Annotated in this window: 25 protein-coding genes and 1 tRNA gene; 16 read left to right on the forward strand and 10 right to left on the reverse strand. The window is 72.5% G+C overall.

Annotated elements, in window-relative coordinates; translation table 11 throughout:
* Window positions 1-2 precede the first annotated feature (2 nt).
* The gene (locus tag P5G50_RS10825; protein WP_301209131.1) at window positions 3-1,025 is read right to left on the reverse strand and encodes a LacI family DNA-binding transcriptional regulator; all 1,023 of its coding nucleotides are present in this window, start codon (window positions 1,023-1,025) and stop codon (window positions 3-5) included.
* A gap of 130 nt (window positions 1,026-1,155) precedes the next feature.
* On the reverse strand, window positions 1,156-2,061 hold the full coding sequence (ppk2, locus tag P5G50_RS10830) for a polyphosphate kinase 2 (RefSeq protein ID WP_301209129.1): 906 nt from the start codon (window positions 2,059-2,061) through the stop codon (window positions 1,156-1,158).
* A gap of 153 nt (window positions 2,062-2,214) precedes the next feature.
* Between ppk2 and P5G50_RS10835 the strand changes: the two genes are divergently transcribed.
* Both P5G50_RS10835 and P5G50_RS10840 read left to right on the forward strand, forming a co-directional pair.
* Entirely contained in the window at window positions 2,215-2,613 is a 399-nt protein-coding gene (locus P5G50_RS10835) for a DUF7144 family membrane protein (RefSeq protein WP_301209127.1), read from the forward strand.
* A 17-nt stretch (window positions 2,614-2,630) separates the two neighbouring features.
* Window positions 2,631-2,918 (forward strand): DUF1905 domain-containing protein, encoded by a 288-nt coding sequence (locus P5G50_RS10840; protein WP_301209125.1) that lies wholly within the window; start codon window positions 2,631-2,633, stop codon window positions 2,916-2,918.
* Here P5G50_RS10840 and P5G50_RS10845 read toward each other — a convergent pair.
* Window positions 2,855-3,757: a helix-turn-helix domain-containing protein gene (locus P5G50_RS10845; RefSeq protein WP_301209123.1), complete on the reverse strand. Its 903-nt coding sequence runs from the start codon at window positions 3,755-3,757 to the stop codon at window positions 2,855-2,857. The two genes, P5G50_RS10840 and P5G50_RS10845, sit on opposite strands and share 64 nt — an antisense overlap.
* Before the next feature lie 119 nt (window positions 3,758-3,876).
* Between P5G50_RS10845 and P5G50_RS10850 the strand changes: the two genes are divergently transcribed.
* Complete coding sequence (locus tag P5G50_RS10850; protein WP_301209121.1) at window positions 3,877-4,755, forward strand: oxidoreductase; 879 nt, start codon at window positions 3,877-3,879, stop codon at window positions 4,753-4,755.
* A gap of 37 nt (window positions 4,756-4,792) precedes the next feature.
* Here P5G50_RS10850 and P5G50_RS10855 read toward each other — a convergent pair whose 3' ends face one another.
* Window positions 4,793-4,990 (reverse strand): hypothetical protein, encoded by a 198-nt coding sequence (locus P5G50_RS10855; RefSeq protein ID WP_301209119.1) that lies wholly within the window; start codon window positions 4,988-4,990, stop codon window positions 4,793-4,795.
* 72 nt (window positions 4,991-5,062) lie between these two features.
* Here P5G50_RS10855 and P5G50_RS10860 point away from each other — a divergent pair, with 72 nt between their 5' ends.
* Both P5G50_RS10860 and sufU read left to right on the forward strand, forming a co-directional pair.
* Window positions 5,063-6,340 (forward strand): SufS family cysteine desulfurase, encoded by a 1,278-nt coding sequence (locus P5G50_RS10860; RefSeq protein WP_301209116.1) that lies wholly within the window; start codon window positions 5,063-5,065, stop codon window positions 6,338-6,340.
* 14 nt (window positions 6,341-6,354) lie between these two features.
* Window positions 6,355-6,801: a Fe-S cluster assembly sulfur transfer protein SufU gene (sufU, locus tag P5G50_RS10865; protein WP_301209114.1), complete on the forward strand. Its 447-nt coding sequence runs from the start codon at window positions 6,355-6,357 to the stop codon at window positions 6,799-6,801.
* Between the two features lie 32 nt (window positions 6,802-6,833).
* Here sufU and P5G50_RS10870 read toward each other — a convergent pair whose 3' ends face one another.
* Together P5G50_RS10870 and P5G50_RS10875 are read right to left on the reverse strand one after the other, a co-directional pair.
* Complete coding sequence (locus tag P5G50_RS10870) at window positions 6,834-7,115, reverse strand: hypothetical protein (protein ID WP_301209111.1); 282 nt, start codon at window positions 7,113-7,115, stop codon at window positions 6,834-6,836.
* A gap of 356 nt (window positions 7,116-7,471) precedes the next feature.
* Entirely contained in the window at window positions 7,472-7,969 is a 498-nt protein-coding gene (locus P5G50_RS10875) for a MarR family winged helix-turn-helix transcriptional regulator (RefSeq protein ID WP_301209110.1), read from the reverse strand.
* A gap of 58 nt (window positions 7,970-8,027) precedes the next feature.
* Here P5G50_RS10875 and P5G50_RS10880 point away from each other — a divergent pair, with 58 nt between their 5' ends.
* Complete coding sequence (locus P5G50_RS10880; RefSeq protein ID WP_301209107.1) at window positions 8,028-8,987, forward strand: DMT family transporter; 960 nt, start codon at window positions 8,028-8,030, stop codon at window positions 8,985-8,987.
* On the opposite strand, the gene P5G50_RS10885 is transcribed toward P5G50_RS10880, so the two are convergent.
* On the reverse strand, window positions 8,897-9,865 hold the full coding sequence (locus P5G50_RS10885) for a Dyp-type peroxidase (RefSeq protein ID WP_301209105.1): 969 nt from the start codon (window positions 9,863-9,865) through the stop codon (window positions 8,897-8,899). The genes P5G50_RS10880 and P5G50_RS10885 overlap by 91 nt on opposite strands.
* Window positions 9,866-10,209: 344 nt before the next feature.
* Here P5G50_RS10885 and P5G50_RS10890 point away from each other — a divergent pair, with 344 nt between their 5' ends.
* The 3 genes from P5G50_RS10890 to P5G50_RS10905 are packed head-to-tail and all read left to right on the forward strand — an operon-like array spanning window position 10,210 to window position 14,196.
* Window positions 10,210-11,529 (forward strand): quaternary amine ABC transporter ATP-binding protein, encoded by a 1,320-nt coding sequence (locus P5G50_RS10890; protein WP_301209102.1) that lies wholly within the window; start codon window positions 10,210-10,212, stop codon window positions 11,527-11,529.
* A complete protein-coding gene (locus P5G50_RS18600) occupies window positions 11,526-13,259 on the forward strand; it encodes an ABC transporter permease/substrate binding protein (RefSeq protein WP_363319467.1) in 1,734 nt (577 codons plus the stop codon). The genes P5G50_RS10890 and P5G50_RS18600 overlap by 4 nt, the downstream gene beginning before the upstream one ends.
* 49 nt (window positions 13,260-13,308) lie before the next feature.
* Window positions 13,309-14,196, forward strand: a complete 888-nt coding sequence (locus P5G50_RS10905; protein ID WP_301209099.1) for an alanyl-tRNA editing protein — start codon at window positions 13,309-13,311, stop codon at window positions 14,194-14,196.
* A gap of 5 nt (window positions 14,197-14,201) precedes the next feature.
* On the opposite strand, the gene P5G50_RS10910 is transcribed toward P5G50_RS10905, so the two are convergent.
* Entirely contained in the window at window positions 14,202-14,399 is a 198-nt protein-coding gene (locus tag P5G50_RS10910; protein WP_301209097.1) for a hypothetical protein, read from the reverse strand.
* A 59-nt stretch (window positions 14,400-14,458) separates the two neighbouring features.
* On the opposite strand from P5G50_RS10910, the gene P5G50_RS10915 reads away from it, so the two are divergent.
* Entirely contained in the window at window positions 14,459-14,722 is a 264-nt protein-coding gene (locus P5G50_RS10915; RefSeq protein WP_301209094.1) for a hypothetical protein, read from the forward strand.
* 22 nt (window positions 14,723-14,744) lie between these two features.
* Here P5G50_RS10915 and P5G50_RS10920 read toward each other — a convergent pair whose 3' ends face one another.
* On the reverse strand, window positions 14,745-16,157 hold the full coding sequence (locus P5G50_RS10920; RefSeq protein ID WP_301209091.1) for a cryptochrome/photolyase family protein: 1,413 nt from the start codon (window positions 16,155-16,157) through the stop codon (window positions 14,745-14,747).
* A 10-nt stretch (window positions 16,158-16,167) separates the two neighbouring features.
* Window positions 16,168-16,806: an MBL fold metallo-hydrolase gene (locus P5G50_RS10925; protein WP_301209088.1), complete on the reverse strand. Its 639-nt coding sequence runs from the start codon at window positions 16,804-16,806 to the stop codon at window positions 16,168-16,170.
* Between the two features lie 87 nt (window positions 16,807-16,893).
* Between P5G50_RS10925 and P5G50_RS10930 the strand changes: the two genes are divergently transcribed.
* From P5G50_RS10930 to P5G50_RS10955, 6 genes are all read left to right on the forward strand, one after another.
* Complete coding sequence (locus P5G50_RS10930; RefSeq protein WP_301209086.1) at window positions 16,894-18,978, forward strand: copper-translocating P-type ATPase; 2,085 nt, start codon at window positions 16,894-16,896, stop codon at window positions 18,976-18,978.
* Between the two features lie 145 nt (window positions 18,979-19,123).
* Window positions 19,124-20,026: a diacylglycerol kinase family protein gene (locus tag P5G50_RS10935; protein ID WP_301209085.1), complete on the forward strand. Its 903-nt coding sequence runs from the start codon at window positions 19,124-19,126 to the stop codon at window positions 20,024-20,026.
* Window positions 20,027-20,110: 84 nt separating this feature from the next.
* A tRNA-Glu gene (locus P5G50_RS10940) sits at window positions 20,111-20,186 on the forward strand.
* A gap of 257 nt (window positions 20,187-20,443) precedes the next feature.
* Window positions 20,444-21,544, forward strand: coding sequence for a TerC family protein (locus P5G50_RS10945; RefSeq protein ID WP_301209082.1), 1,101 nt, complete (start codon window positions 20,444-20,446; stop codon window positions 21,542-21,544).
* On the forward strand, window positions 21,541-22,350 hold the full coding sequence (locus P5G50_RS10950) for a PP2C family protein-serine/threonine phosphatase (protein WP_301209079.1): 810 nt from the start codon (window positions 21,541-21,543) through the stop codon (window positions 22,348-22,350). The genes P5G50_RS10945 and P5G50_RS10950 overlap by 4 nt, the downstream gene beginning before the upstream one ends.
* A 7-nt stretch (window positions 22,351-22,357) precedes the next feature.
* Window positions 22,358-23,602, forward strand: a complete 1,245-nt coding sequence (locus P5G50_RS10955; RefSeq protein ID WP_301209077.1) for an FHA domain-containing protein — start codon at window positions 22,358-22,360, stop codon at window positions 23,600-23,602.
* The last annotated feature ends 1 nt before the right edge of the window (window position 23,603 follow it).

Genomic DNA, 23,603 nt, shown 5'->3' on the forward strand with positions numbered 1-23,603 from the left:
CGCTAGAGCTGGCGGGCCGGGCCGGTGGAGGCGCGCACGATCAGCTCGGGCGCGGCGAACGGCTCGTCGGGGGCCGGGCGGTCCTCGATCGCGGCGAGCAGGGCCGCGATCGTGCGCCTCCCGACCTCGCCGAAGTCCTGCCGGATCGTCGTGAGCGCCGGCACGTAGAACTCCGCCTCCGGCACGTCGTCGAAGCCGATGACGCTGACCTCCTCCGGCACGCGGATGCCCGCCTCGTACAGCGCCCGGATCAGCCCCAGTGCCATATGGTCGTTGCCGGCGAAGATCGCGGTGAACGACCGGGCGCTGATCAGGTCGCGGCCGACGCGGTACCCGCGCGCGGCGCTCCAGTCGCCGAGGAGCGGCGGCCGCGTCTCCAGGTCGGCGTCGGACATCTCGCGCAGGTACCCGGTCATCCGTGCCTCCGCCTCGATCCAGTCCTGCGGGCCGGCGAGGTGCACGATCTCGGTGTGGCCGAGGTCGATCAGGTGCCGCACGGCCCGGCGGGCGCCCTCGATCTGGTCGGCGCCGAGGGCGGTGGGCGAGAGGGCGGGGGAGGCCTGGAGGGTGAAGTGCGGGATGCGCAGCCCTGCCGCCTCGATCACCCGCGTCACGCGGATCTGCGGCGCGATGACGACGAGCCCCTCGACGCCCTGCTGCAGCAGATAGCCCAGCCCGGCGCGGATCGAGTCCTCGTCATGGCCGTCGATGTTGACGGTGACCGAGAGGTACCCGGCCGCGCGCGCCTCCACCTCGATCGCCTTGATGCTCGACGCCGGGCCCCACAACACGCTCTCGGAGGTGAGGATGCCGACCGTGCGGGTACGGCTGGTCACCAGCGCCCTGGCGGCGGAGCTGGGCCGGTAGTCGAGCTCGTCCATCGCGGCGAGCACGCGATCCCTGGTCTCCGCCCGCAGGCTGGGATGGTCGTTGAGCACGCGCGACACCGTCTGGTGCGACACGCCCGCGGCGCGCGCGACGTCGTAGATCGTCGGGGCGCGCTCCGTCGGCGGCGACTCGGACATGCACGGCAACTCTCTGCTCAAGCTACTGGTGCGATCACCCTAGAGGATTCAGCCGTGTGAGCGCTAACGCCGGTCGTGCGACACGCACCCATGGGGCATCTCGCATCCGGGATCGAGGCGGTGCAGGCGCCTACTCGTCCGCCTCCTCGCGCTTGCCGCGCATGACGAGCAGCGGGTCCGGCCGCTTGACGACCTTCGTGTCCTTGCCGTCGTAGTCGAACTGGGTGAGGAAGTAGCGCATGGCGTTGATGCGGGCGCGCTTCTTGTCGTTGGAGCGGATGATCGTCCAGGGCGCATACCGGCGGTCGGTGCGGCGGAACATCTCCTCCTTCGCTGCGGTGTAGTCGTCCCAGCGGTCGAGCGAGGCGAGGTCCATCGGCGAGAGCTTCCAGCGCCGCACCGGGTCGAGCTGGCGGATGGCGAAGCGGGTGCGCTGCTCCGTGCGCGAGACCGAGAACCAGAACTTCGTGAGGTGGATGCCGGAGTCGACCAGCATCTTCTCGAACGCCGGCGCCTGGCCCATGAACTGCTCGTACTCCTCGTCCGTGCAGAAGCCCATCACCCGCTCCACCCCGGCCCGGTTGTACCAGGAGCGGTCGAACATCACGATCTCGCCCGCGGTCGGCAGGTGCTGGATGTAGCGCTGGAAGTACCACTGTCCGCGCTCGCGGTCGCTCGGCTTCGACAGCGCGACCACGCGGGAGGTGCGCGGGTTGAGGTGCTCGGTGAACCGCTTGATGGTTCCGCCCTTGCCGGCCGCGTCCCTGCCCTCGAACACGATCACCGCGCGACGGTCGTTGTCCTCCAGCCAGTACTGGAACTTCAGCAGCTCGACCTGCAGCTTGTACTTCTCGACCTCGTACGCCTCGCGGCTCATCCGCTCCTCGTACGGGTACCCCTCCTGCCAGGTGTAGACGGGGTTGCCCTGCGGGTCGATCAGGTCGGGGTCGGGGGTGTGCCCGCCCTGCACGGTGTACCCGCGCGCCCGCAGATCCTCGATGTACTCGCGGAGGTCGGTGGCGGGGATGTCGGGCACGGGGCGGGCCTCCTGGTCGGTGCTCGGGTGTGTTGGTCCGGGTCGGATGGCCCGGAGCGTACCACCGGCAGGTGCACGGCAGACGACCGGGAAACGCTCTATAGCCGTTCAGCGCGTCACCGATGCATGATGCGCCTGAGAGAGGGAGGCACGATGTCCGAGATCAAGGCAACGGGGTGGGTCAGCTGGGCCTATTTCGCCGCCGTCATGCTGTTCATCGGCGCGGCGATCGACATCTTCTACGGGATCATGGCGATCATCGGGCCGAACACCGCCTACTTCGTGGGCGCGAACGGCACGGCGAGCTTCAACGTGGCCGCATGGGGATGGTGGGCGCTGATCATCGGCGTCGGCCTGCTGCTCGCCGGCATCTTCCTGCTGCGCGGGGCGATGTGGGCGCGCGTCTTCGCGGTCGTGGTGGCGGCGCTCAACGCGGTCACGCAGCTGATGTCGCTGCCCGCGCAGCCGTGGTGGTCGATCGTCATGGTCGGCATCGACGTGCTGGTCATCTACGCGGTGACGGTGCACGGGAGGGAACTGAAGGCGGCGTAGGGCGTATCCTCCCCGCCATGGAGATGCGCTTCCGCGGGGAGCTCTGGTACTGGCGCGGGCCGGCGCCGTTCCACTTCGTGACGGTTCCGGAGGGGGAGGCCGAGCTGATCTCCGAGGTCGCGCCGCGCGTCACCTACGGCTGGGGGATGATCCCGGTGCGGCTGCGCATCGGCCGCACCGAGGTCACCACCTCGCTCTGGCCGAAGGACGGCGGCTACATCGTTCCGGTGAAGAAGCGCGTTCAGGAGGCAGAGGGCCTGGAGCTGGGGGATGTGGTGGAGGTGCGGCTCCGGATCGACGCCTGAGCCGCCTCCCCGTCTCCCTCGACCTCCTCGCGCTCTTCGCGCAGCCGCTGCAGCGCTCGTTCGCTCGCCGAGCCGGGGGCCGCGTGGTAGATGACGAGCAGCTGGCCGTCGGAGCCGCCGACGGGGAGCTTCTCGCGGCTGAGCTCGAGCATCCCGGCGCGCGGATGCAGCATGCGGGCCGTGCCGCCGCCGAGTCCGCGGACGTCGTGGCGGGCCCACAGCCTCCGGAAGTGCTCGCTCGCCAGCGACAGCTCGCCGACCAGTTGCGCGATGCGGGGGTCCTCCGCGGCGCCGGTGCCGATGGAGGCGCGGAAGCTCGCGATCAGCCCCGCGGTCGCCTGCTCCCAGTCCGGGTACAGCTCGCGCTCGGCCGGGTCGAGGAACACCGAGCGGAGGCGGTTCTCGCCGGGCCGCAGCGCGGGGGAGAGGGCGGTCGCGAGGTCGTTGGCCGCGAGCACGTCGAACATGCGGTCCTCGACGAACGCCGGCAGGCCGACCACCTCGAGCAGCTGGCGGATGCCCGCCGGCACCGCCTTCCGCTGCGACGGTCGCGCGCGCACCGGCGAGGCGGCGGCGAGTCCGAGCAGGTACTGCGTCGCCGCCGCATCGAGACCGTAGACGCGCGCCAGGGCCTCCAGCACCTGTGGCGAGGGGTGGCGGTCGCGGCCCTGCTCGAGCCGCAGGTAGTAGTCGGCGCTGATACCGGCGAGCGTCGCGACCTCCTCCCGCCGCAGCCCCGGCGTGCGGCGCACGCCCGTGACGCGCAGGCCGACGGTCGCCGGATCGACCTGCTCGCGCCGGGCGCGCAGGTACTCGCCGAGGGGGTTGGAGGGGCTCACCCGGCCGAGTCTAGGTCGGTGCGGCCCGCGCCAGCCAGGGCCCCCGCACCCCCAGTCACCTCGGGACCAGGATGCGCGGGGCACTCCCTGCCCGCGCCGGCCGCGCGCAGGCTGGACGCATGACACAGAACACCCTGCCCGGCGGCACCTACCGCGCCGGCGACCTCGACCTCACCCGCGTCGGCTACGGCGCCATGCAGCTCGCCGGCCCCGGCGTCTTCGGACCGCCCGCCGACCACGACGGCGCCATCGCCGTGCTGCGCGCCGCGGTGGAGGCGGGCATCACCCACATCGACACCGCCGAGTTCTACGGCCCCCACGTCACCAACGAGCTGATCCGGGAGGCGCTCGCGCCCTACCCGGACGCGCTGCACATCGTCACCAAGGTCGGCGCCGAGCGCGACGCCGACGGCGGCTGGCCGCACGCGCGCTCGCCGCAGCAGCTGCGCGACCAGGTGCACCAGAACCTCCGCTCGCTCGGCCTCGAACGCCTCGACGTCGTGAACCTCCGGGTCGGCGGCTTCGACCGGCCGGAGCCCGGCTCGCTCGCGGAGCAGTTCGGCGCCCTGGCAGACCTGCAGCAGGAGGGCTTGATCCGGCATCTGGGGCTCAGCACCGTCGACCGCGCCCAGCTCGCCGAGGCGCGTGCCATCGCGCCGGTCGTCTGCGTGCAGAACTTCTACAACATCGCCAACCGCGAGGACGACGCCTTCATCGACGAGCTCGCGGCCGAGGGCATCGCCTACGTGCCGTACTTCCCGCTCGGCGGGTTCACGCCCGTCCAGTCCGGCGCCCTCAGCGGCGTCGCGGAGCGGCTGGGAGCGTCGACGATGGCCGTGGCGCTCGCCTGGCTCCTGCAGCGCTCGCCGAACCTCCTGCTCATCCCCGGAACCTCGTCGGTCGCCCACCTGCGCGAGAACATCGCGGGCGCCGGGTTGGAGCTGCCGGAGGACGCGGTGGCCGAGCTCGACGCGATCGGGGCGCGGGCGGCGGCCTGAGCGCGGCGCAGACGGTTGCGGCCGGCGGCCGCGGGCCTCAGCGCCCGCGTCGCCGGCGCAGCCCGAAGCCGATCAGCACGCCGCCCCCGATGGCGACCAGCACGCCGAGACCGCGGACGAGCCACTGCACCTGGCCGGTGACCGTGTCGATGACCAGCGGAGCGGCGAGGCCGACGACGACGAGCAGGATGCCCAGGACGAAGAACCAGGGGGAGCCGTTCGTGCGTTCGACCATGCTCCGAGCCTACCGGCGGGGTTCGTAACGCACGGCGGGATTGCAGGAGCCGCTTGTATGGTTGTCACCCGTATGCGCACCGAAATTCTGGACCCGGCCCGCCTGCGTGCGGACTTCCCGATCCTCGACCGGGAGGTGAACGGGCACCCCTTCGTCTACCTCGACTCCGGCGCCACCTCGCAGAAGCCGCGCCAGGTGCTGGACGCCGAACGCGCCTTCGCCGAGCGGTACACCTCCGCCGTGCACCGCGGCGCGCACACCGTCGCGGGCGAGGCGACCGAGCTGTTCGAGCAGGCGCGCGAGCGTGTCGCCGGGTTCGTCGGCGCCCGCGCGGACGAGCTGGTCTGGACGAGCAACGCCACCGAGGGCATCAACCTCCTCGCGTACGGCATGTCCAACGCCTCACTCGGCCGCGGCGGCGCCGAGGCCGAGCGGTTCCGGCTGGGCCCCGGCGACGAGCTGGTCGTCACCGAGGCCGAGCACCACGCCAACCTCATCCCGTGGCAGGAGCTCGCCGCACGCACCGGCGCGACCCTCCGCGTCATCGGCCTCACCGACGACGGCGCCCTGCGCCTCGACCAGGCCGCCGAGCTGATCGGGCCGCGCACCAAGGTCGTCGCCTTCGCGCACGTCTCCAACGTGCTCGGGGCCGTGGCGCCGGTCTCCGAGCTGGTCGCGCTCGCGCACGAGCACGGCGCGCTCGTCGTGCTCGACGCCTGCCAGTCGGTGCCGCACCTCCCCGTCGACCTCCCGGCGCTCGACGTCGACTTCGCCGTCTTCTCGGGCCACAAGATGCTCGGGCCGACCGGCGTCGGAGCCCTCTACGGCCGCTCCGAGCTGCTGAACGCGCTCCCGCCCTTCCTCACCGGCGGCTCCATGATCACGACCGTGACGCTGGAGGGCGCCGAGTACCTCCCCGCGCCGCAGCGGTTCGAGGCCGGCACGCAGCGGGTCTCGCAGGCGGTCGCGCTCGCCGCGGCCGTCGACTACCTCGACGGCGTCGGCATGGCCGCGATCCAGGAGCACGAGGAGGCGCTCGGCGCGCGGATGCTCGCCGGCCTCGCCGAGATCCCCGGCGTGCGTGTGCTGGGCCCCGGAGCGGGCAGCGCGCGGGTCGGGCTCGCCAGCATGGTCGTCGACGGCATCCACGCGCACGACGTCGGCCAGTTCCTCGACGACCGCGGCATCGCGGTCCGCGTCGGCCACCACTGCGCGCAGCCGGTGCACCGCCGGTTCGGCGCCACGGCCTCCACGCGCATCAGCACCTACCTGTACAACACCGCGGACGAGGTGGATGCGGCCGTCGCCGCGATCGCCGACGCCCGCGCGTTCTTCGGCGTCGTGGCGTAAAGGGGAGTGACGGCATGAGCTCTGCGGACCTCCAGAACCTCTACCAGCAGGTGATCCTCGACCACGCGCGCGAGAAGCACGGCTACGGCCTGCGGCCCGACGCGGCGGCGAGCTCGCACCAGTACAACCCGACCTGCGGCGACGAGGTGACGGTCGCCGTCCATCCCGCCGCCGACGGCCGGGTCGCCGCGATCAGCTGGGAGGGCCACGGCTGCTCGATCTCGACCGCGTCGGCGTCGCTCCTCAGCGACCTCGTGCACGACGTCGAGCCGGAGCGCGTGACGGAGGCGGTCGCCGCCTTCCGCGAGCTGATGCACTCCAAGGGCGCGCTCGAGGGCGACGAGGAGGTGCTGGGCGACGCGGTCGCGCTGGCCGGCGTCTCCAAGTACGTGACCCGGGTGAAGTGCGCGATGCTGCCGTGGGTGGCGCTGGAGGACGCGCTGGCGAAGGCGTCGGTCTGAGCCGGTCGCGCTGAGCCGGTCCGCCCGTTGCGCTATGGCACCGGCGCCAGGTCGACCTCGTCGGCGATGCAGACGAGGGCCGCGGGGAGCGACGGGAACGTCGTCCCGTAGACCAGCCCGGACGGTCCCGCCGCTGTCCAGGCCGTCCCGCCGCGGCTCACCCGGCCGACGAGGTACCTGCGGTGCCCGCCGAGCACCTGGCGCTGCGCGATCGGCAGCGTCAGCGGGAACGCGTACACGTCGCCCTGGGGGCTGACGACCAGCTCCCAGCGGGCGCGTCCCGGGTTGTGCTTGCTCGTGAAGATGCGCGACATGATCGACCGTTTCTACCGCGCCGTGCGGGACCGTCGCCACGAACATGACGGCCTGTTGCGCGGGCGTCACGGAGCGTCACGCGCGCTTGACGGACCGCGGGTGACATTCGTGCCGAATGTGTGGAATGCGGGCGCCGAACCCTGCATTCGTGCCGAATGTGTGGAATGCGGGCGCCGAACCCTGCATTCGTGCCGAATGTGTGGAGCGGGCGCGCCGGAACACGCATCCCGGCCGAGCGCCGTCAGCGACACCGCGGTGTCGCCAATTGGCGCAAATGTCGGGATACCGACAGCGAGAACCGCGATTCGGCGCAAATGTCGCACAGCCGCGGGCGGACGGGCAGGCGGCGCCGACGCTACCCCTCCAGGCGGGCCAGCCAGCGGGTCAGGATGCGCTCCAGCTCGGCGGCGTCGCGGGCGCCCAGCATGTCGACCAGCCGGCGCTCGTTGGCGAGGTGGTCGGTGACCGCGGCGTCGATCGTCTCGCGGCCGCGCTCGGTGAGGGCGACGATCCTCCCGCGTCCGTCGCCGTCCGCTGCGCGGCGGGTGAGGAGGCCCGCGCGCTCGAGCCGGTCGAGGCGCTTGGTCATGCCGCCGGTGGTGATCATGGTGTGCTCGGCCAGCTCGCCCGGGGTGCGCTCGTACGGTGCCCCGGCCCGGCGCAGGGTGGCGAGCACGTCGAAGTCGCCCTCGGCGAGACCGTGCTCGGCGTAGACGGCCACGAGCTCCTCGGTGAGCCGTGCGCCGACGCGGTGCAGCCTCCCGATGACGCCCTGCGGTGCGACGTCGAGGTCCGGGCGCTCGCGACGCCACTCCTCCTGGATGCGGGAGACGCGGACGGTGGTGCTGCTCATGAGCCGAGTTTACCTTCCGGGGAAGCTTTTGCGGCGCCGCGGTACTACGATAGCTTCCATGGAAGCTATCTCACGGCTGCGCTGGGTCGCCGTCACCGCCATCGCGCCCGTCGCCTGGGGATCCACGTACGTCGTGACGCGGGCGGTGCTGCCGCCGGAGCCTCTGTGGGGAGCGGTGCTCCGGGCGCTGCCGGCGGGCCTGCTCCTGCTGCTCGTGGCACGGCGGCGGCCGCGGGGAGCGTGGTGGTGGCGATCGGCGGTACTGGGCGTGCTCAACACCGGCGGCTTCTTCGCGCTCGTCTACGCGGTCGCCCAGCTGCTGCCGTCGGGCGTCGCGGCGACGCTGATGGCGGCGGCGCCCCTCGCGATGACCGCGTTCGCGTGGCTGCTGCTCGGGCAGCGCCCGCGCCTCCTCGCCCTCCTCGGAGGCGTCGCGGGCGTCGGGGGAGTGGCCGTGATGCTGCTCGGCGGGAGGGTCGCCGCCGATCCGCTCGGCGTCGCGGCGGCCGTGCTCGCGATGCTGCTCTCGTCGCTGGGGTACGTGCTCGCCACCCGCTGGGCCAGCGGGATCGACGTGGTCGCGTCGACGGCCTGGCAGCTCGTGGCCGGTGGGCTGATCGTGCTGCCGGTGGCGCTCGTGGTGGAGGGGGCGCCTCCCGCGCTCGACGTCCCGGCGGTGCTCGGGTTCGCGTACGTGACGGTGGTCGCGACCGCGCTCGCCTTCCTCGCCTGGTTCGCCGGGCTCAGGAGGCTGGGGCCGGCGACCGCGGGTCTGGTCGGCCTGCTCAACCCGGTCACCGGTGTGCTGCTCGGGGCGGTGGTGGCGGGGGAGGCGCTCACCGGCCGCCAGCTGCTCGGCCTCGCGATCGTGCTGGCCGCCGTCGCGCTGGGGCAGCTCGGCGCGGGCCGCCGGGCCGGCGCCGCCGGTCAGTCCGCGAGCGCGTCGAGGAAGCCGCGGGTCGGGGCGAAGAACGTGGTGCCGGTGACCGCCGTCGAGAAGTCGAGCATCCGGTCGTAGCTGCCGGCGGGCTCGCCGACGAACATGCGCTCCAGCATCCGCTCGATCACCCACAGCTGCCGCGAGTAGCCGATGAAGTAGGTGCCGTACTCGCCCTGCCCCGGGCGGCCGAACGGCATGTTGTCGCGCAGGATGTCGTGCTCGACGCCCTGCTCGTCGGTGATCGTGGCGAGGGTCTTGTGCGCCTTCTGGCCGTGCTCGACGTCGTCCAGCTCGATGTTCTCGAGCTTGGTGCGGCCGATGATGCCCTCCTGCGCCGGCACGGGGAGGCTGTTCCAGCGCTCGAGGTCGTGCAGGTACTTCTGCACGACGACGTAGCTCCCTCCCGCGTGCTCCGGGTCCTCGTCGCCGACGATCGCGGAGGAGCCGAGGTCGAGCCCCATCGGGTTGGCCGTCCCGTCGACGAAGCCGAGCAGGTCGCGCGAGTCGAAGTACCGGAAGCCGACCACCTCGTCCACCACGGTCACGGCATCGCCCAGCGCCGCGAGCAGCAGGCGCTCGAACTCGAAGGTGAAGTCGTCGCGCTCGGCGCGGATGTGGAACAGCAGATCGCCCGGGGTGGACGGCGCGGTGTGGACGGCTCCGCGCACCTCCCGGAACGGGTGCAGCTCCTTCGGCGGCAGCGCGATCGTCAGCCGCGGCCAGAACTCCGCGCCGATGGCGACGTTGCAGGACAGGTGCGCATTGAGGTCGCGGAACCCCACGGTCTTCACCAGGCCCGAGAGGTCGCCGAGCACGTCCTTCACGGTCGCCAGGGCTTCCGGCGTCTGCGCGACGGTGACGACGAGGAAGACCGCCGCGCGCGAGAGCGGGGCATCGACGCTCTGCGGCTCGATCGGGACGCGCTGCCAGGAGTGATCGCCGGTCGGGTTCGCCATGGAACGAGTCTGCCGCATCCGCCGTCGGTGTGCCGAACCGGCGCGACGCCCGATTTGGCATGCTCCCGGAGGCGTTTGATACGGTCGATGACGCCTCCGCGGCGCTCCGACAGTGCTGCGCGGGGCCGTGAACCCAGCCCGCGGGAGGGGGCGCGTGGCCGCAGAGCGGCCCGCCCCGCACCGTACGGTCGGCTGGCGTGGGCGCACCCCGATGGTCGCGCCGGCGGTGCGATTCGCGCGGAGAGTCCGCGCTGGAGTCGCCGCTTGCCGCAGCACGCCGACGACCCGGGCGCGACCATCGAGCGCGCCGGCGCCCAGCAGGCGCGCGCTGTGGAGAGAAACACGTGTCAGAAACCCTGGCTGTCGAGGCGAGGAACGTCTACAAGGTCTTCGGCCGCAAGCCCCAGGAGGCCGTCCGCCGGCTGCGCGACGGCGCCGCCCGCACCGAGCTCGCCGGGCTCGGGACGGCCGCCGTCATCGACGCGAGCCTGAGCGTCCGCCGCGGCGAGATCTTCGTCGTCATGGGCCTGTCCGGCTCGGGCAAGTCGACGCTCATCCGCCTCCTGAACGGGCTGCTCGAGCCCACCGCGGGCGAGGTGCGGGTGATGGGCGAGCCGATCACCGGCGTGCCCGCCAAGCGGCTGCGGGAGGTGCGGCGCCGGCACATCTCGATGGTGTTCCAGCACTTCGCCCTGCTGCCGCACCGCACCGTGCTCGACAACATCGCCTACGGGCTGGAGGTGCAGGGCGCCCCTGCCGCCGAGCGTCGCGCCCGCGCCACCGAGGTGCTGCAGCTCGTCGGGCTCGACGGCTGGGGCGACAAGCTGCCGTCGGAGCTCTCCGGCGGGATGCAGCAGCGCGTCGGCATCGCCCGCGCACTCGCCGCCGACACCGACGTGTTGCTGATGGACGAGGCGTTCTCGGCGCTCGACCCGCTGATCCGGCGCGAGATGCAGGAGCAGCTGATCGAGCTGCAGGCGAGCCTCGGCAAGACGATCGTGTTCATCACCCACGACCTCAACGAGGCCATGTTCCTGGGCGACCGGATCGCTGTCATGCGCGACGGCCGCATCGTGCAGACCGGCACGCCGGAGGAGATCCTCACCGACCCGGCCACCGACTACGTCGCCAGCTTCGTGCAGGACGTCGACCGCGCCCGCGTGCTCACCGCCGCGAGCGTGATGGAGCCGGCCCGCGCGCTGGTGACCGTGGCGGGCGGACCGCGCGCCGCGATGCGGACGATGCGCGACCTCCAGACCTCCGCCGCCCTCGTCGTCGGGCAGGGCCGCAGGCTGCTCGGAGCGGTCCGCGACCGCGACGTCATGCGCCAGGTGCGCGAGGGCCGCGGCGACCTCTCCGAGGTGATCCGCGACGACGTGGCCGTGGTGTCGCGCGACGACGTGCTCAGCGAGCTCGTGGAGCCGTCGGTCGGCAGCGCCCTGCCGCTCGCGGTGGTGGACGGTCAGCAGCGGCTGCTCGGCGTCATCCCGCGGGTGACGCTGCTCGCCGCTCTCGGCAACGTGTCGAGCGACACGATGGAGATCCCGGTCGTGGTGGAGCCGCCCGCGACCGTGCCCGTCGACGCCATGACGACCGTGTTGCGGGAGACCGCGCCCGATTCCCCCGATGTCCCGGCCGTCGAGCGCGAGGAGGTGCGCGCATGAACGCCGACGCCTTCCGCCTTCCCCTCGGCCAGTGGGCCGACGCGGTCGTGGAGTGGGTGACCGCCACCCTCGGGCCCGTCTTCGACGTCATCCGCGCCGTCTTCACCGCCCTCTACACGGGGATGGACTGGCTGCTGCAGACGCCGCCGTTCTGGGGCGTGATCCTCATCGTCGCCGTGCTCGCCGTGTGGCTGCGCGGCTGGGTGTTCGGCGCGGGGACGGTGATCGGGCTGCTGCTGATCGCCTCCATCGACCAGTGGGCCAACGCCATGGACACCCTGGCGCTCGTGCTGGTCTCCGCGGCCATCGCGATCGCGCTGAGCGTGCCGTTCGGCATCCTCGCGGCGCGCTCCAAGGTCGCTGCGACGATCATCCGGCCGGTGCTCGACCTCATGCAGACCATGCCGGCGTTCGTGTACCTGATCCCGGCGCTCATCCTGTTCCGCGTCGGCGTGGTGCCGGGCATGGTCGCGACCATCGTGTTCGCGATGGCGCCGGGCGTGCGGCTCACCGAGCTGGGCATCCGCGGCGTCGACCAGGAGCTGGTGGAGGCGGGCCGCGCGTTCGGCTCCGCGCCCCGCCGCATCCTGCGCCAGATCCAGCTGCCCCTCGCCATGCCGTCGATCCTCGCCGGCGTGAACCAGGTCATCATGCTGTCGCTGTCGATGGTCGTCATCGCGGGCATGGTCGGCGCGGGCGGCCTCGGCCGCGACATCGTCCAGGCGCTGAGCCGGGTGGATGTCGGTCTCGGCTTCGAGGCCGGCGTCGCCGTGGTCATCCTCGCCATCGTCCTCGACCGGATGACCGCCGCGGTCGGCCGCGCCCGGTTCCGGATGCCGAAGCGCGCGCTCGCCGTGCTCGGCGCCGCGCTGATCGTCGTGGTCGGCGGCACGGCCGTGACCGCGGCCTCCAGCTCCGGCGGCGGCAAGGGGCAGGTGAAGATCGCGGTCTTCAACGGCTGGCCGGAGGGCGAGGCCGTCTCGTACCTGTGGAAGCACGTGCTCGAGAAGAAGGGGTACGACGTCGAGTTCGAGTACGCCGACGCCGGCCCCGCCTTCGCCGGCCTCAGCACGGGCGACTACGACATCGCCTACGACGGCTGGCTGCCCACCACGCACAAGGCGTACCTCGACAAGTACGGCGACGCGCTGACCGACCTGGGCGCATGGAACGAGGAGGCGAAGCTCACCATCGCGGTGAACAAGGACGCCCCCATCGACTCCCTCGACCAGCTCGCCTCCCACGCCGACGACTTCGGCAACCGGCTCGTCGGCATCGAGCCCGGCGCCGGTCTGACCGACGCGACCCAGAACAAGGTGATTCCGGGATACGGGCTGAAGGGGATGGACTTCGTCACCTCCTCCACCCCCGCGATGCTCGCCGAGCTGACCAGTGCCATGAAGGCGCACCAGAACATCGCGGTCACCCTGTGGCGGCCGCACTGGGCGTACGACGAGTTCGACCTGAAGGACCTGAAGGACCCGAAGGGCGCGCTCGGCGCGGCGGAGTCCCTCCACTCGATCGGCTCCAAGCAGCTCGCCACGAAGCTGCCCGAGGTGGCCGGCTGGGCGAAGGACTTCCGGATGGACTCCGACCTGCTGTACTCGCTCGAGAACGCGATGTTCAACAGCGGGACGAAGGACTACGACAAGGCGGTGTCGACGTGGATGGGTCAGCATGAGGAGTACGTGGCGTCGCTGACGGCGGGCGCGCGGGTCGCGTCGCGCTGACCCGGGCGGTGACCCCTGCGGCGGGGCGCTGGTCGCATAGCCTGGAGGCATGAGCCTCCCGACCACGCCGCTCCCGTCCGCCGACACCGTCGTCACCTACCCGGACGGCGCCCTCGTGTCGGCGGGGACGGTGGTCGGCGTGACGGCGCTCCCCGACGGCCGGTCGGCCGTGCTGCTCGACCGCACCGCGTTCCACGCGCTGGATCCGGTGTGGCCCGACCAGCCGGCCGACCGCGGCACGCTGACGGCGGGAGGGGCCTCCCACCCGATCGTGGACGCCGTGGTCGGCGCGACCGACGGCACGCAGCTGTACGTCGGCGACGCGCCCGTTCGGACGGGCACAGAGGGGTGGACGTTCGTCGTGTGCCACCTGGTCTCGGACGGAAGCGGCCTGGAGCCGGGCACGCCGGCGACCGTGTCGGTCGACGCGGACTACCGCCGCGCCCTGTCGGCCGGCCACACCGCCTGCCACCTGGCGTCGCTCGCCCTGAACGACGCCCTCGCCGGCCTCTGGACGAAGGACGTGCCCGGCGACGGCCGCGGCCGCCCCGACTTCGACAAGCTGGCGATCACCTCCTCCCGCATCGTGGAGAACGGCTCGGTGGACGAGTACCGCATCGGCAAGAGCCTCCGCAAGAAGGGCTTCGCCGCCGCCGACCTCGCCGACCGCCTGCAGGAGGTGCAGGACGCGGTGAACGCCGACCTCGCCGACTGGCTCACCACCGACGCCCCGGTCTCGATCGCCCGCGACGGCGAGGGCCTCTCCGAGCGCCGCTACTGGCGCTGCGAGCTCCCCGAGGGCACGGTCGAGATCGCCTGCGGCGGCACGCACCTCACCTCGCTGGGCGAGCTGGCGTCGGTGACGGTGGAGCTCACGCTCACCGAGGGGGAGGGTGCGCTGGAGCTGCGGATGGAGACGCGGGGGCGGGTGCGGTAGCGCCGCTAGTCGTCGGTGCCGGCGCCCTCGTCGGCAGGTGCCCCCTTCGTCCGCGGCAGCTCCTCCTCGCCCGGGAGGCGCTCCTGCAGCGATTCGTTGTGCTCGGCGACCGCGTCGAGGCGGTCCTCGTCGGTGTCGCCGAGCTCGGCGACCTGGCGGGTGAGCTCGTCCGCGTCGCGCGGCTCGTCGTGTCGGTCCGTCATGCCGGGCACTGTACGCGCCGAGCCTCCGGTCGTCACCCGCGGCGGGTAGGGTGCCTGGCATGGCTCGAATCGAAGCAGGAATCGTCTCGTACACCGTCTCCGGCGACTACTTCGCGCGCGTCGGCGCCGACTTCGACACCGAGGCGGTGGATGACGCCATCCTCGCCGAGGTGAACCGCCGCGTGCCAGAGGGCATCGTGGTCGAGCGCAGCGGGCGCGTGCTCGCCGACGAGGACAAGGCCGAGGAGGCGCGCAGCCTCGACTGGGACGCCATCCTCGCGAGCATCGACGTCGACCAGATCCTCGCCGACCACGCCCGCTGACCCGCACGCCGCCCGACCGGCGTCAGTCTGCGGTGCGCGCGCTCTTCACCACGTCGAACGCCGCCAGCGCCGCGCGGCGCGTCTCGGCGAGGTCGACGATCGGCTCCGGGTAGTCGGGCGTGTCCCACTCCGGCACCCAGCGGCGCACGTAGTCGCCCTGGCGGTCGAACTTCTCGCGCTGCAGCTCCGGGTTGAAGACGCGGAAGTACGGTGCGGCGTCCGCGCCGCTCCCGGCGACCCACTGCCAGTTGAACGGGTTGTTCGCCGGGTCGGCGTCGACCAGCGTGTCCCAGAACCACTGCTCGCCGTGCCGCCAGTCGACGAGCAGGTTCTTGATGAGGAACGACGCGGTCACCATCCGCACCCGGTTGTGCATGACGCCCGAATGCCACAGCTCGCGCATTCCGGCATCCACGAGCGGGATGCCCGTGCGGCCGCGCTGCCAGGCGTGCAGGGCGGCGGGGTGGAGGCGCGGCCAGGGGAAGGCATCGTACCGGCGGTGGATGTTCACGGTCGCCATGTCCGGATGCTCGTAGAGCGTGTGGTACGCGAACTCCCGCCAGCCGAGCTCGCTCTGGAAGGTGCTGACGCCCTTCGCGTTCGACCGGTCGCGCGCCGTCGCCGACGCGTGCCACAGCTGGTGCGGGCTCAGCTCGCCCCAGCGCAGCCGCGGCGACAGCCGGGAGGTGGCGTCGACGCCGGGCAGGTCGCGGTCGTCCGCGTAGGCGGCGACGTCGTCGGCGAGGAACCGCCGCAGCTGCTCGTGCGCCGCGCGCTCGCCCGGCTGCCACGTCTCGCGCAGCCCGCCGGCCCAGTCGGGGTGCGTCGGCAGCAGGCCGAGCGCCTCCAGCTCCTCCCCGTCGATGCGGGAGGCCGGGGTCAGCCGGGCGGGCGCGGCCACCGGCTTGCGTGGGGCAGGTGCGGCGAGGCAGGCCCGCCAGAACGGCGTGTACACCGAGAACGGGCCGCCCTGCCCGGTGCGGATCGTCCACGGCTCGAACAGCAGGTTCGCGCCGAAGCTCGACGCCTCCACGCCGCCCTCGCGGGCCGCGGTCTTGATGCGCTCGTCGATGCGCCGCTCCGAGCCGTACCGGCGGTTCCAGTAGACGGCGGCGGTTCCGGTCTCGCGCAGCAGGCCGCCGATCACCTGCTCGGCGGGGCCGCGCCGGATCGTGAGGGTCGCGCCCATCGCCTCCAGCCGCTCCGCCAGCGAGTGGAGGCTGTGGTGCAGCCACCAGCGCGCCGCGCCGCCCGGGGCGCGCACCTCCGGCGACCGGTCGTCCCAGACGTACACGCACAGCACCGGCCGGCCGGAGTCGGCGGCGGCGCGCAGGGCGGGGTTGTCGGCGACGCGGAGGTCGTCGCGGAACCAGACGACAGCGGGGCCGTCGCCGTGCGCGCCGCCGCCGGCGCCGCCCGCGCCGCGCTCGCTCACCGGCCGCCGCTCACAGGTCGAGCGCGTCGCCGGGCTCGAGCGGGAAGAACTGTCCGCCGCCCTGCTCGGTCGCCCAGGCGAGACGGGAGTTGGAGAGGTCCTTGCCGGCGCGCGACAGCACCATCTCGTGCACGGGGAAGCTGCGCTTCGGCTTGACGGCCAGCACGTAGTCGATGGTCTCGGCGACCTTCATCCACGGGGCGCCGGCCGGTGCGGCGAGCACGTCGACCTCCACACCCTCCGGGATGAAGAAGGAGTCGCCCGCATAGTAGAGCTCGTCGTTGATGAGCACGCCCACGTTGTCGACGACCGGGATGCTCTCGTGGATGACCGCGTGCCGCCCGCCGAAGAAGCGGAGGGTGAACGGCTCCGCCTCGACGGCGTCGCCGGGGTGCACCACGGTGATGTCGAAGTCCGCCGCCGCCTTCGCCACGCCCTCCGGCGCGTAGATGGGCACCTCGGGGTTGCGGTCGAGGATGCGGTTCAGCTGCTCGGGCGTCCAGTGGTCGGCGTGCTCGTGGGTGATGACGACGGCCGCGGTGTTCGTGGTGTCGGTGAGCGGCGACGTGAAGCTGCCCGGGTCGACGAACAGCTTGCGTCCCGACTCCTCGAGGAGCAGGGCGGCGTGTTCGAACTTGGTGAGTCTCATGGCTCCAGGAAATACCGGAACAGGGGAGCGCGCAACTCCGCCGGGCCATTGCGGAATATACCCGGTGGGGGTATCGTTCCACGGGTCATGGACGAGACGCACGAGCACCTCAGCACGCACGAGACGCACGACATGCACGCCGGCGACCACACGACGCACGAGATGCACGGCGACCACGACATGCGCGCCGGCCACGGCGACCACGCCGGGCACGATCCCGCGATCTTCCGCCGCAAGTTCTGGCTGACGCTCGTGCTCACCATCCCGACGTTGGTCTTCTCGACCGGCCTGCAGGAGATACTGGGCCTCGACGGGCCGCGGTTCCCCGGCAGCCAGTTGATCCCCGCCGCGTTCGGTGTCGCGATCTTCCTCTACGGCGGCCTCGTCTTCCTCCGCGGCGCCCGCGACGAGCTGCGGGCGCGGCGCCCCGGCATGATGACGCTGATCTCGCTCGCGATCACCGTCGCCTTCGGCTACAGCCTCGCCGTCACGCTCGGCCTCCCGGGCATGGACTTCTGGTGGGAGCTCGCCACCCTGATCCTGATCATGCTGCTCGGCCACTGGATCGAGATGTCGGCCGTGATGGGGGCGCAGGACGCCCTCGGGCAGCTCGCCAGCCTCCTGCCCGACACGGCGGAGCGGGTCGCCGATCCGCACGCCGCCCCCGAAGACGTCCCCGTCGCCGACCTGCGCGTCGGCGACCTCGTGCGCGTCCGCCCGGGCGCTGCCGTGCCCGCCGACGGGGAGATCGTCGACGGCAGCAGCGACCTCGACGAGTCCCTGCTCACCGGCGAGTCCACTCCCGTCACGCGCGGGCCGGGGGAGCAGGTCGTCGCCGGGAGCATCTCCGGCAGCGGCTCGCTCGTCGTCAGGGTGGGCCGCACCGGCGGCGACACGGCGCTCGCGGGCATCATGCGGCTCGTCGCCGACGCTCAGGCCAGCCGCTCGGGCGCGCAGGTGCTCGCCGACCGCGCCGCCGCCTGGCTGTTCTACGTGGCGCTGGCGGTCGCCGTCGTCACGCTCGTCGTCTGGCTCGCGCTGCGTCCGGACGACCCCGGTTTCGTGCTGGAGCGCGTCGTCACCGTGCTCGTGATCGCCTGCCCGCACGCGCTCGGCCTCGCGATCCCGCTGGTCGCGCAGATCTCGACCGCGCTCGGCGCCCGCAACGGCCTCCTGATCCGCGACCGGCACGCCATGGAGGACGCCCGCGCCATCGACGTCGTCCTCTTCGACAAGACCGGCACGCTCACCGAGGGGCGTCAGGGCGTCGCCGCGGTCGTCGCGACCGGGGGAGACGCGGACCAGGATGCGCTGCTCGCGCTCGCCGCAGCGGTGGAGGCGCCGGCCGAGCACCCGATCGGGCGCGCGATCGTGCAGGCGGCCAGGGAGCGCGGCCTCGCGGTCGCCCCGGCGACCGGCTTCGAGGCGCTCGGCGGCCGCGGCGCCGCGGCAGAGGTCGACGGCGAGCGCGTCGTGGTCGGCGCCCCTCGACTGCTCGCCGAGAGCGGGCTGGAGGCGGGGGAGCAGGTCGCCTTGGCCGCCGCCGCCGCCTCCCGAGCCGGGCAGACCGTCGTGTACGTGCTGCGCGGGGGCCGCGTGGAAGGCATGCTCGCCCTCGCCGACGTGGTCCGGCCGGAGTCGGTGGAGGCGGTGCGCGCCCTGCACGACCGCGGCATCCGGGTCGCCATGCTCACCGGCGACGCGCGGCCGGTGGCCGAGGCGGTGGCGGCCCAGCTCGGCATCCGCGAGGTGATCGCGGAGGTGCTCCCCGGCGACAAGGCGGGAGCGGTCGCACGCCTGCAGCAGGACGGCTCGCGGGTCGCGATGGTCGGCGACGGCGTCAACGACGCCCCGGCGCTGGCGCAGGCCGATGTCGGCATCGCCATCGGTGCCGGCACCGACGTGGCGATCGAGTCGGCGGGCATCGTGCTCGCGTCGAGCGACCCGCGCGGCGTCGCGAAGGCGGTGGAGCTGTCGCGGGCGACCTACCGCAAGATGCTGCAGAACCTCGGCTGGGCCACCGGCTACAACGTCGTCGCGCTGCCGTTGGCCGCGGGTGTCGCCACCGGACTCGGCGTCGTCGTCTCGCCGGCGTTCGGCGCGGTGCTCATGTCGGTCTCCACGATCGTCGTCGCGCTGAACGCGCAGCTGCTCCGCCGCCTCCGCCTCTGAGCCTGCTGTGCGGCCTGCCGAGCGCCTCCGCTCGCCGAGGGGCGTCGTTGCGACGGAATCCTGCTCGGATAACGACACAACGGCGGCCCTCGGCGCCGTGTCATGGTGCCGATGCGGGTGGAGCGGTATGCCATAGTCGGGAGGCATGACCGCATCCCGCAGGACCGTGGTGGTCGCGGTCAACCCGATGGCCGCCTTCGGCCACCGTCGCGACGCCGGCCCGCGGACCGTCGAGCGGCTGCGCGCCTCCGGTCGCACCGTGATCGCGGTGGAGCAGGCCAACCGCGAGCTGCTGCGCCGCGAGACCGCCAAGGCCCTCGCCGACGGCCCCGACGCGCTCGTGGTGGTGGGCGGTGACGGGATGGCCAGTCTCGGCATCGACCTGGTCGCCGAGACCGGGCTGCCGCTCGGCATCGTCGCGTCGGGGACCGGCAACGACCTCGCCGACGGCCTCGGCCTCCCCGTCGACGACACGGAGGCCGCGATCGACCGGCTGCTGGAGGCGCTGGACATGGCGCCGCGCGTGATCGACGCCGCCCGCATCCGGCACGGCGAGCTCACCACCTGGTTCGGCTGCGTGCTCTCCGCAGGCTTCGACGCGCGGGTCAACGAGCGCGCCAACCTGATGACGCGCCCGCGCGGCCGCGGCCGCTACGTGCTGGCCATGCTCCGCGAGCTGGCGACACTCCGCCCGCGCCGGTACCGCATCGTCGCCGATGGGGAGCCGATGGAGCTGGAAGCCATGCTCGTCTCGGTCGCCAACAACCCCTCCCTCGGCGGCGGGATGCGCATCGCTCCCGACGCCCGCCTCGACGACGGCCGGCTCGACCTGTTCGTGGTCGCGCGCATGTCGCGCCTGCGCTTCCTGCGGTTGTTCCCGCGCGTGTTCGCGGGCACCCACACCGACCTGCCGGAGGTCACCCTGCGCCGCGTCTCCACGGTGCGGATCGAGGCGGACGACGTGATCGTCTACGCCGACGGCGAGCGCATCGGTCCGCTGCCGGTGGAGGTGACGGTCGTCCCCGCGGCGCTGCGCGTGCTGGCCTGACGAGGGCGGCCCGACACACCCGGGATGCACCCCTCGATTTGGGCTGATCGCGGCCGATGTGGCATGATCATTGAGTTGCAAGACGGCCCCATCGTCTAGCGGCCTAGGACGTCGCCCTCTCACGGCGGTAACGCGGGTTCAAATCCCGCTGGGGTCACCAACCACCAGAAGCCCCTCCGAGCAGTGTTCGGAGGGGCTTCTGCTCTACCCGGACCGGGCCTCCGCCACCGCCGTCCGCTACCATGAGAGTTCGCGAAGGGGAGTATCCCGGACGGCCCGATCGGCGGGCCGGCGCTGTGCACGTCAGCACGGCCCGAGACCGGCCACACGGCCGGGGCAGGGCCCGGACACAGCGGCACCGAACGGTGCGGGAGAGACTTTCGGTCCGTCGTCGACGCCCTCCGAAAGGTCCCCGCTTTGGAACTCGCCCTCCCCGCCTGGTTCGAGATCGGCTCGTTCGTCGTGCTGATCCTCATCCTCGCGTTCGATCTGCTGATCGTCTACAAGCGCCCGCACATCCCCAGCCCCAAGGAGTCGACGCTGTGGGTGTCGTTCTACGTCGGGCTGGCGCTGATCTTCGCGCTGCTGATGCTGCTCGTCGGAGACGCGGAGCATGCCGGCCAGTTCCTCGCCGGGTGGCTGACCGAGTACAGCCTCAGCATCGACAACCTGTTCGTGTTCGTGATCATCATGGGCAGGTTCGCCGTGCCGAGGAAGTACCAGCAGGAGGTGCTCATGGTGGGCATCATCCTCGCGCTGATCTTCCGCGGCGTCTTCATCCTGCTCGGCGCCTCGCTGATCGCGAGCTTCAGCTGGATCTTCTACATCTTCGGCGCGTTCCTGCTCTGGACGGCGTTCAACCAGGCGTTCACCGACCATGAGGACGAGGGGCAGAAGGACAGCTGGTTCATCCGCTTCGCCCGCCGCCACCTCCGCGTCTCCACCCAGTACGAGGGCAACAAGCTGCGCACGACGGTCGCCGGGCGGCGCATGTTCACGCCGCTGATCATCGTGTTCCTGGCGCTCGGGACGACGGACCTGCTGTTCGCGCTCGACTCGATCCCGGCGATCTTCGGCATCACGCGGAGCCCGTTCATCGTGTTCACGGCCAACGTGTTCGCGCTGATGGGGCTGCGCCAGCTGTACTTCCTGCTCGGTCACCTGCTCGACAAGCTGGTGTACCTCAAGTACGGCATCGCGTTCATCCTCGCCTTCATCGGCGTGAAGCTCGTCTTCCACGCGATGCACGAGAACGAGCTGCCCTTCATCAACGGCGGCGAGCACATCGAGTGGGCCCCCGACATCAGCACGTGGACCTCCCTCGCGGTGATCGTGGCGGCCATGGTTGTCGCTACGATTGCAAGTCTGGTGAAGCTGCGGCTCAGCGGCACCACGGTCGCCGAGGCCATCCACGGCGATGACGACGACAGCGAGCCGGACGACGACGCTCGACCGGCCGACCCGGCCACGGCGGACGGCGCCGAGGCCCGGCCCACCCAGGAGGACCCCCGCACATGACCTCACTCGTCGGCGTGAGCGCCCGCACGGACGTCGGAGCGGTGCGCCACGTCAACGAGGACAGTCTGCTCGCAGAGGACCCGGTGTTCGTGGTCGCCGACGGCATGGGCGGGCACGCCAGGGGAGACCTGGCCAGCCGCACGGCCGTCGAGAGCCTGGCCCGTACCCTCGCCTCCGGCACCCGGCCGACGCCCGACGAGGTCGTCCGCGCGATCGACGAGGCGAACGCGGCCGTGCGCGCGCTGTCGGGCGCCGACGAGTCGGGTGCGGCGGTCGCCGGCACGACGCTCGCCGGCATCGTCCGCGTGCGGGTGCCCGAGCTGGCCGCCGAGCAGTGGATGGTCGTCAACGTGGGCGACTCGCGCGTCTACGCGTGGGACGGCCGCGAGCTGCGCCGGCTCACCGTCGACCACTCGGCGGTGCAGGAGCTGGTGGACGCCGGGCTGATCACCGAGCAGCAGGCCGCCGTGCATCCCGAGCGCAACGTCATCACGCGCGCGCTCGGCGCCGAGGACTTCGTCGACGCGGACAGCACGCTCATCCCGGAATCGGGCCGGCAGACCTTCCTCGTCTGCTCGGACGGCCTCACCCGCGAGCTGAGCGACGAGCGCATCGCGCAGCTGCTCGCGGAGGGTCCTGCGGACCCGGCGGCCGCGCTGGTGCAGGCCGCGGTCGCCGCGGGCGGGCACGACAACGTCACGGTGCTCGTGGTTGAATCGGTGAGCGGGGAGGACACCCCCGCCTCTGTCGACACCCGGGACCGGGCCGCGGAGCGCGCGATCGAAGACACGCAACCGAGGGGATAGCGTCCGAGTGTTCGACGTTCAGCAGACGACAGCCGGGGAGTGGGCGGTCGTCGCGGCGGGTGGTCGCGCTCTCCTGGTGGCCGACCGCGACCGCGCGCGGCTCCTCCGCTATCGCGCCGCGCTGCGGGCCGGCTTCGCCGAGACCCTCGACGCGCTGGTTGCCGGCGGCCTCAGCCGGACCCCGGCCTTCGCGCTGCTCGACACCTCCAGCGCCACTGTGCTGCTCGCCGTGCGCGGGCGCGCGTCGGCGACGATCGTGACCGGGGGAGCGAGCCGGGAGGTCCACGCCGGCACCGCCTCCAGCTGGCTCGAGACGCAGGTCGACGGCGCGGACCGGGTCGTGCTCGGCGCCGCAGGCGAGGGCCTGCCGCTCACGGACGGGATCGTCTGGGGCGACGGCGTGGGCTGGGCGGCCGCGGAGGCCGCGAGCGACGCCGAGGCGGCGGAGCCCGAGGGCGCGTCGCGCGGCCAGCGCGACACCGGGCCGGTGGAGCTGGGGGAGGCGCAGGCCGTGGCGGGGGAGACCGTGGCGCTCGTGCCCGAGGCCACGATCACCGGGATGACCGTCACCGGGTTCGCGGAGGAGACCGCGGCCGACGCTCCGGTCGCCGAGGCGGACACGACCGGGTACGACCACCTGTTCGGCGCCACCATGATGCGCTCCGTCGAGGAGGCCGCGGTGCGCCCCGAGGACGAGGGCGAGCCACCCGCGCGCATCGACCTCCCCACCTTCATCACCGACTCCTTCCCGGCCGGCGCAGCGGCAGGCTCCGGTACGGGCGGTGACCCCGCCGCCGCGGGCGACCACGACGGCATGACGGTGTTCAGCGGCGACCTGCCGCCCCGAGCCTCCCGCCCCTCCACCGAGGCGGTCGCTCCTCCGCTGCCCGCACGCCCCACCTTCTCGGTCCTGCTCTCGGACGGCCGCCGCGAGCCGCTCAGCGCCCCCGTCGTCGTGGGCCGCGCGCCGAGCGTCTCGGCGGTCCCATCGCTGCCGGGTGCGCGTCCTGTCACGCTCACGAGCGCGGAGGACGACATCTCGCGCTCGCACGTCGCCGTGTCCGTCGAGGGCGACAGCGTCGTGGTCACCGACCTCCACTCCCGCAACGGCACGCTCATCGTGCTGCCCGGCAAGTCGCCGCAGAAGCTGCGCAGCGGCGAGCCGACGACCGTCGTCGTGGGCACGCTGATCGACCTCGGCAGCGGCGCCACGCTGACCGTGGACGGCGACGCCGCGGAGGCCGGCGCATGAG

This window comes from Leifsonia williamsii (assembly GCF_030433685.1).
In the GTDB taxonomy this organism is placed as follows: Bacteria; Actinomycetota; Actinomycetes; order Actinomycetales; family Microbacteriaceae; genus Leifsonia; species Leifsonia williamsii.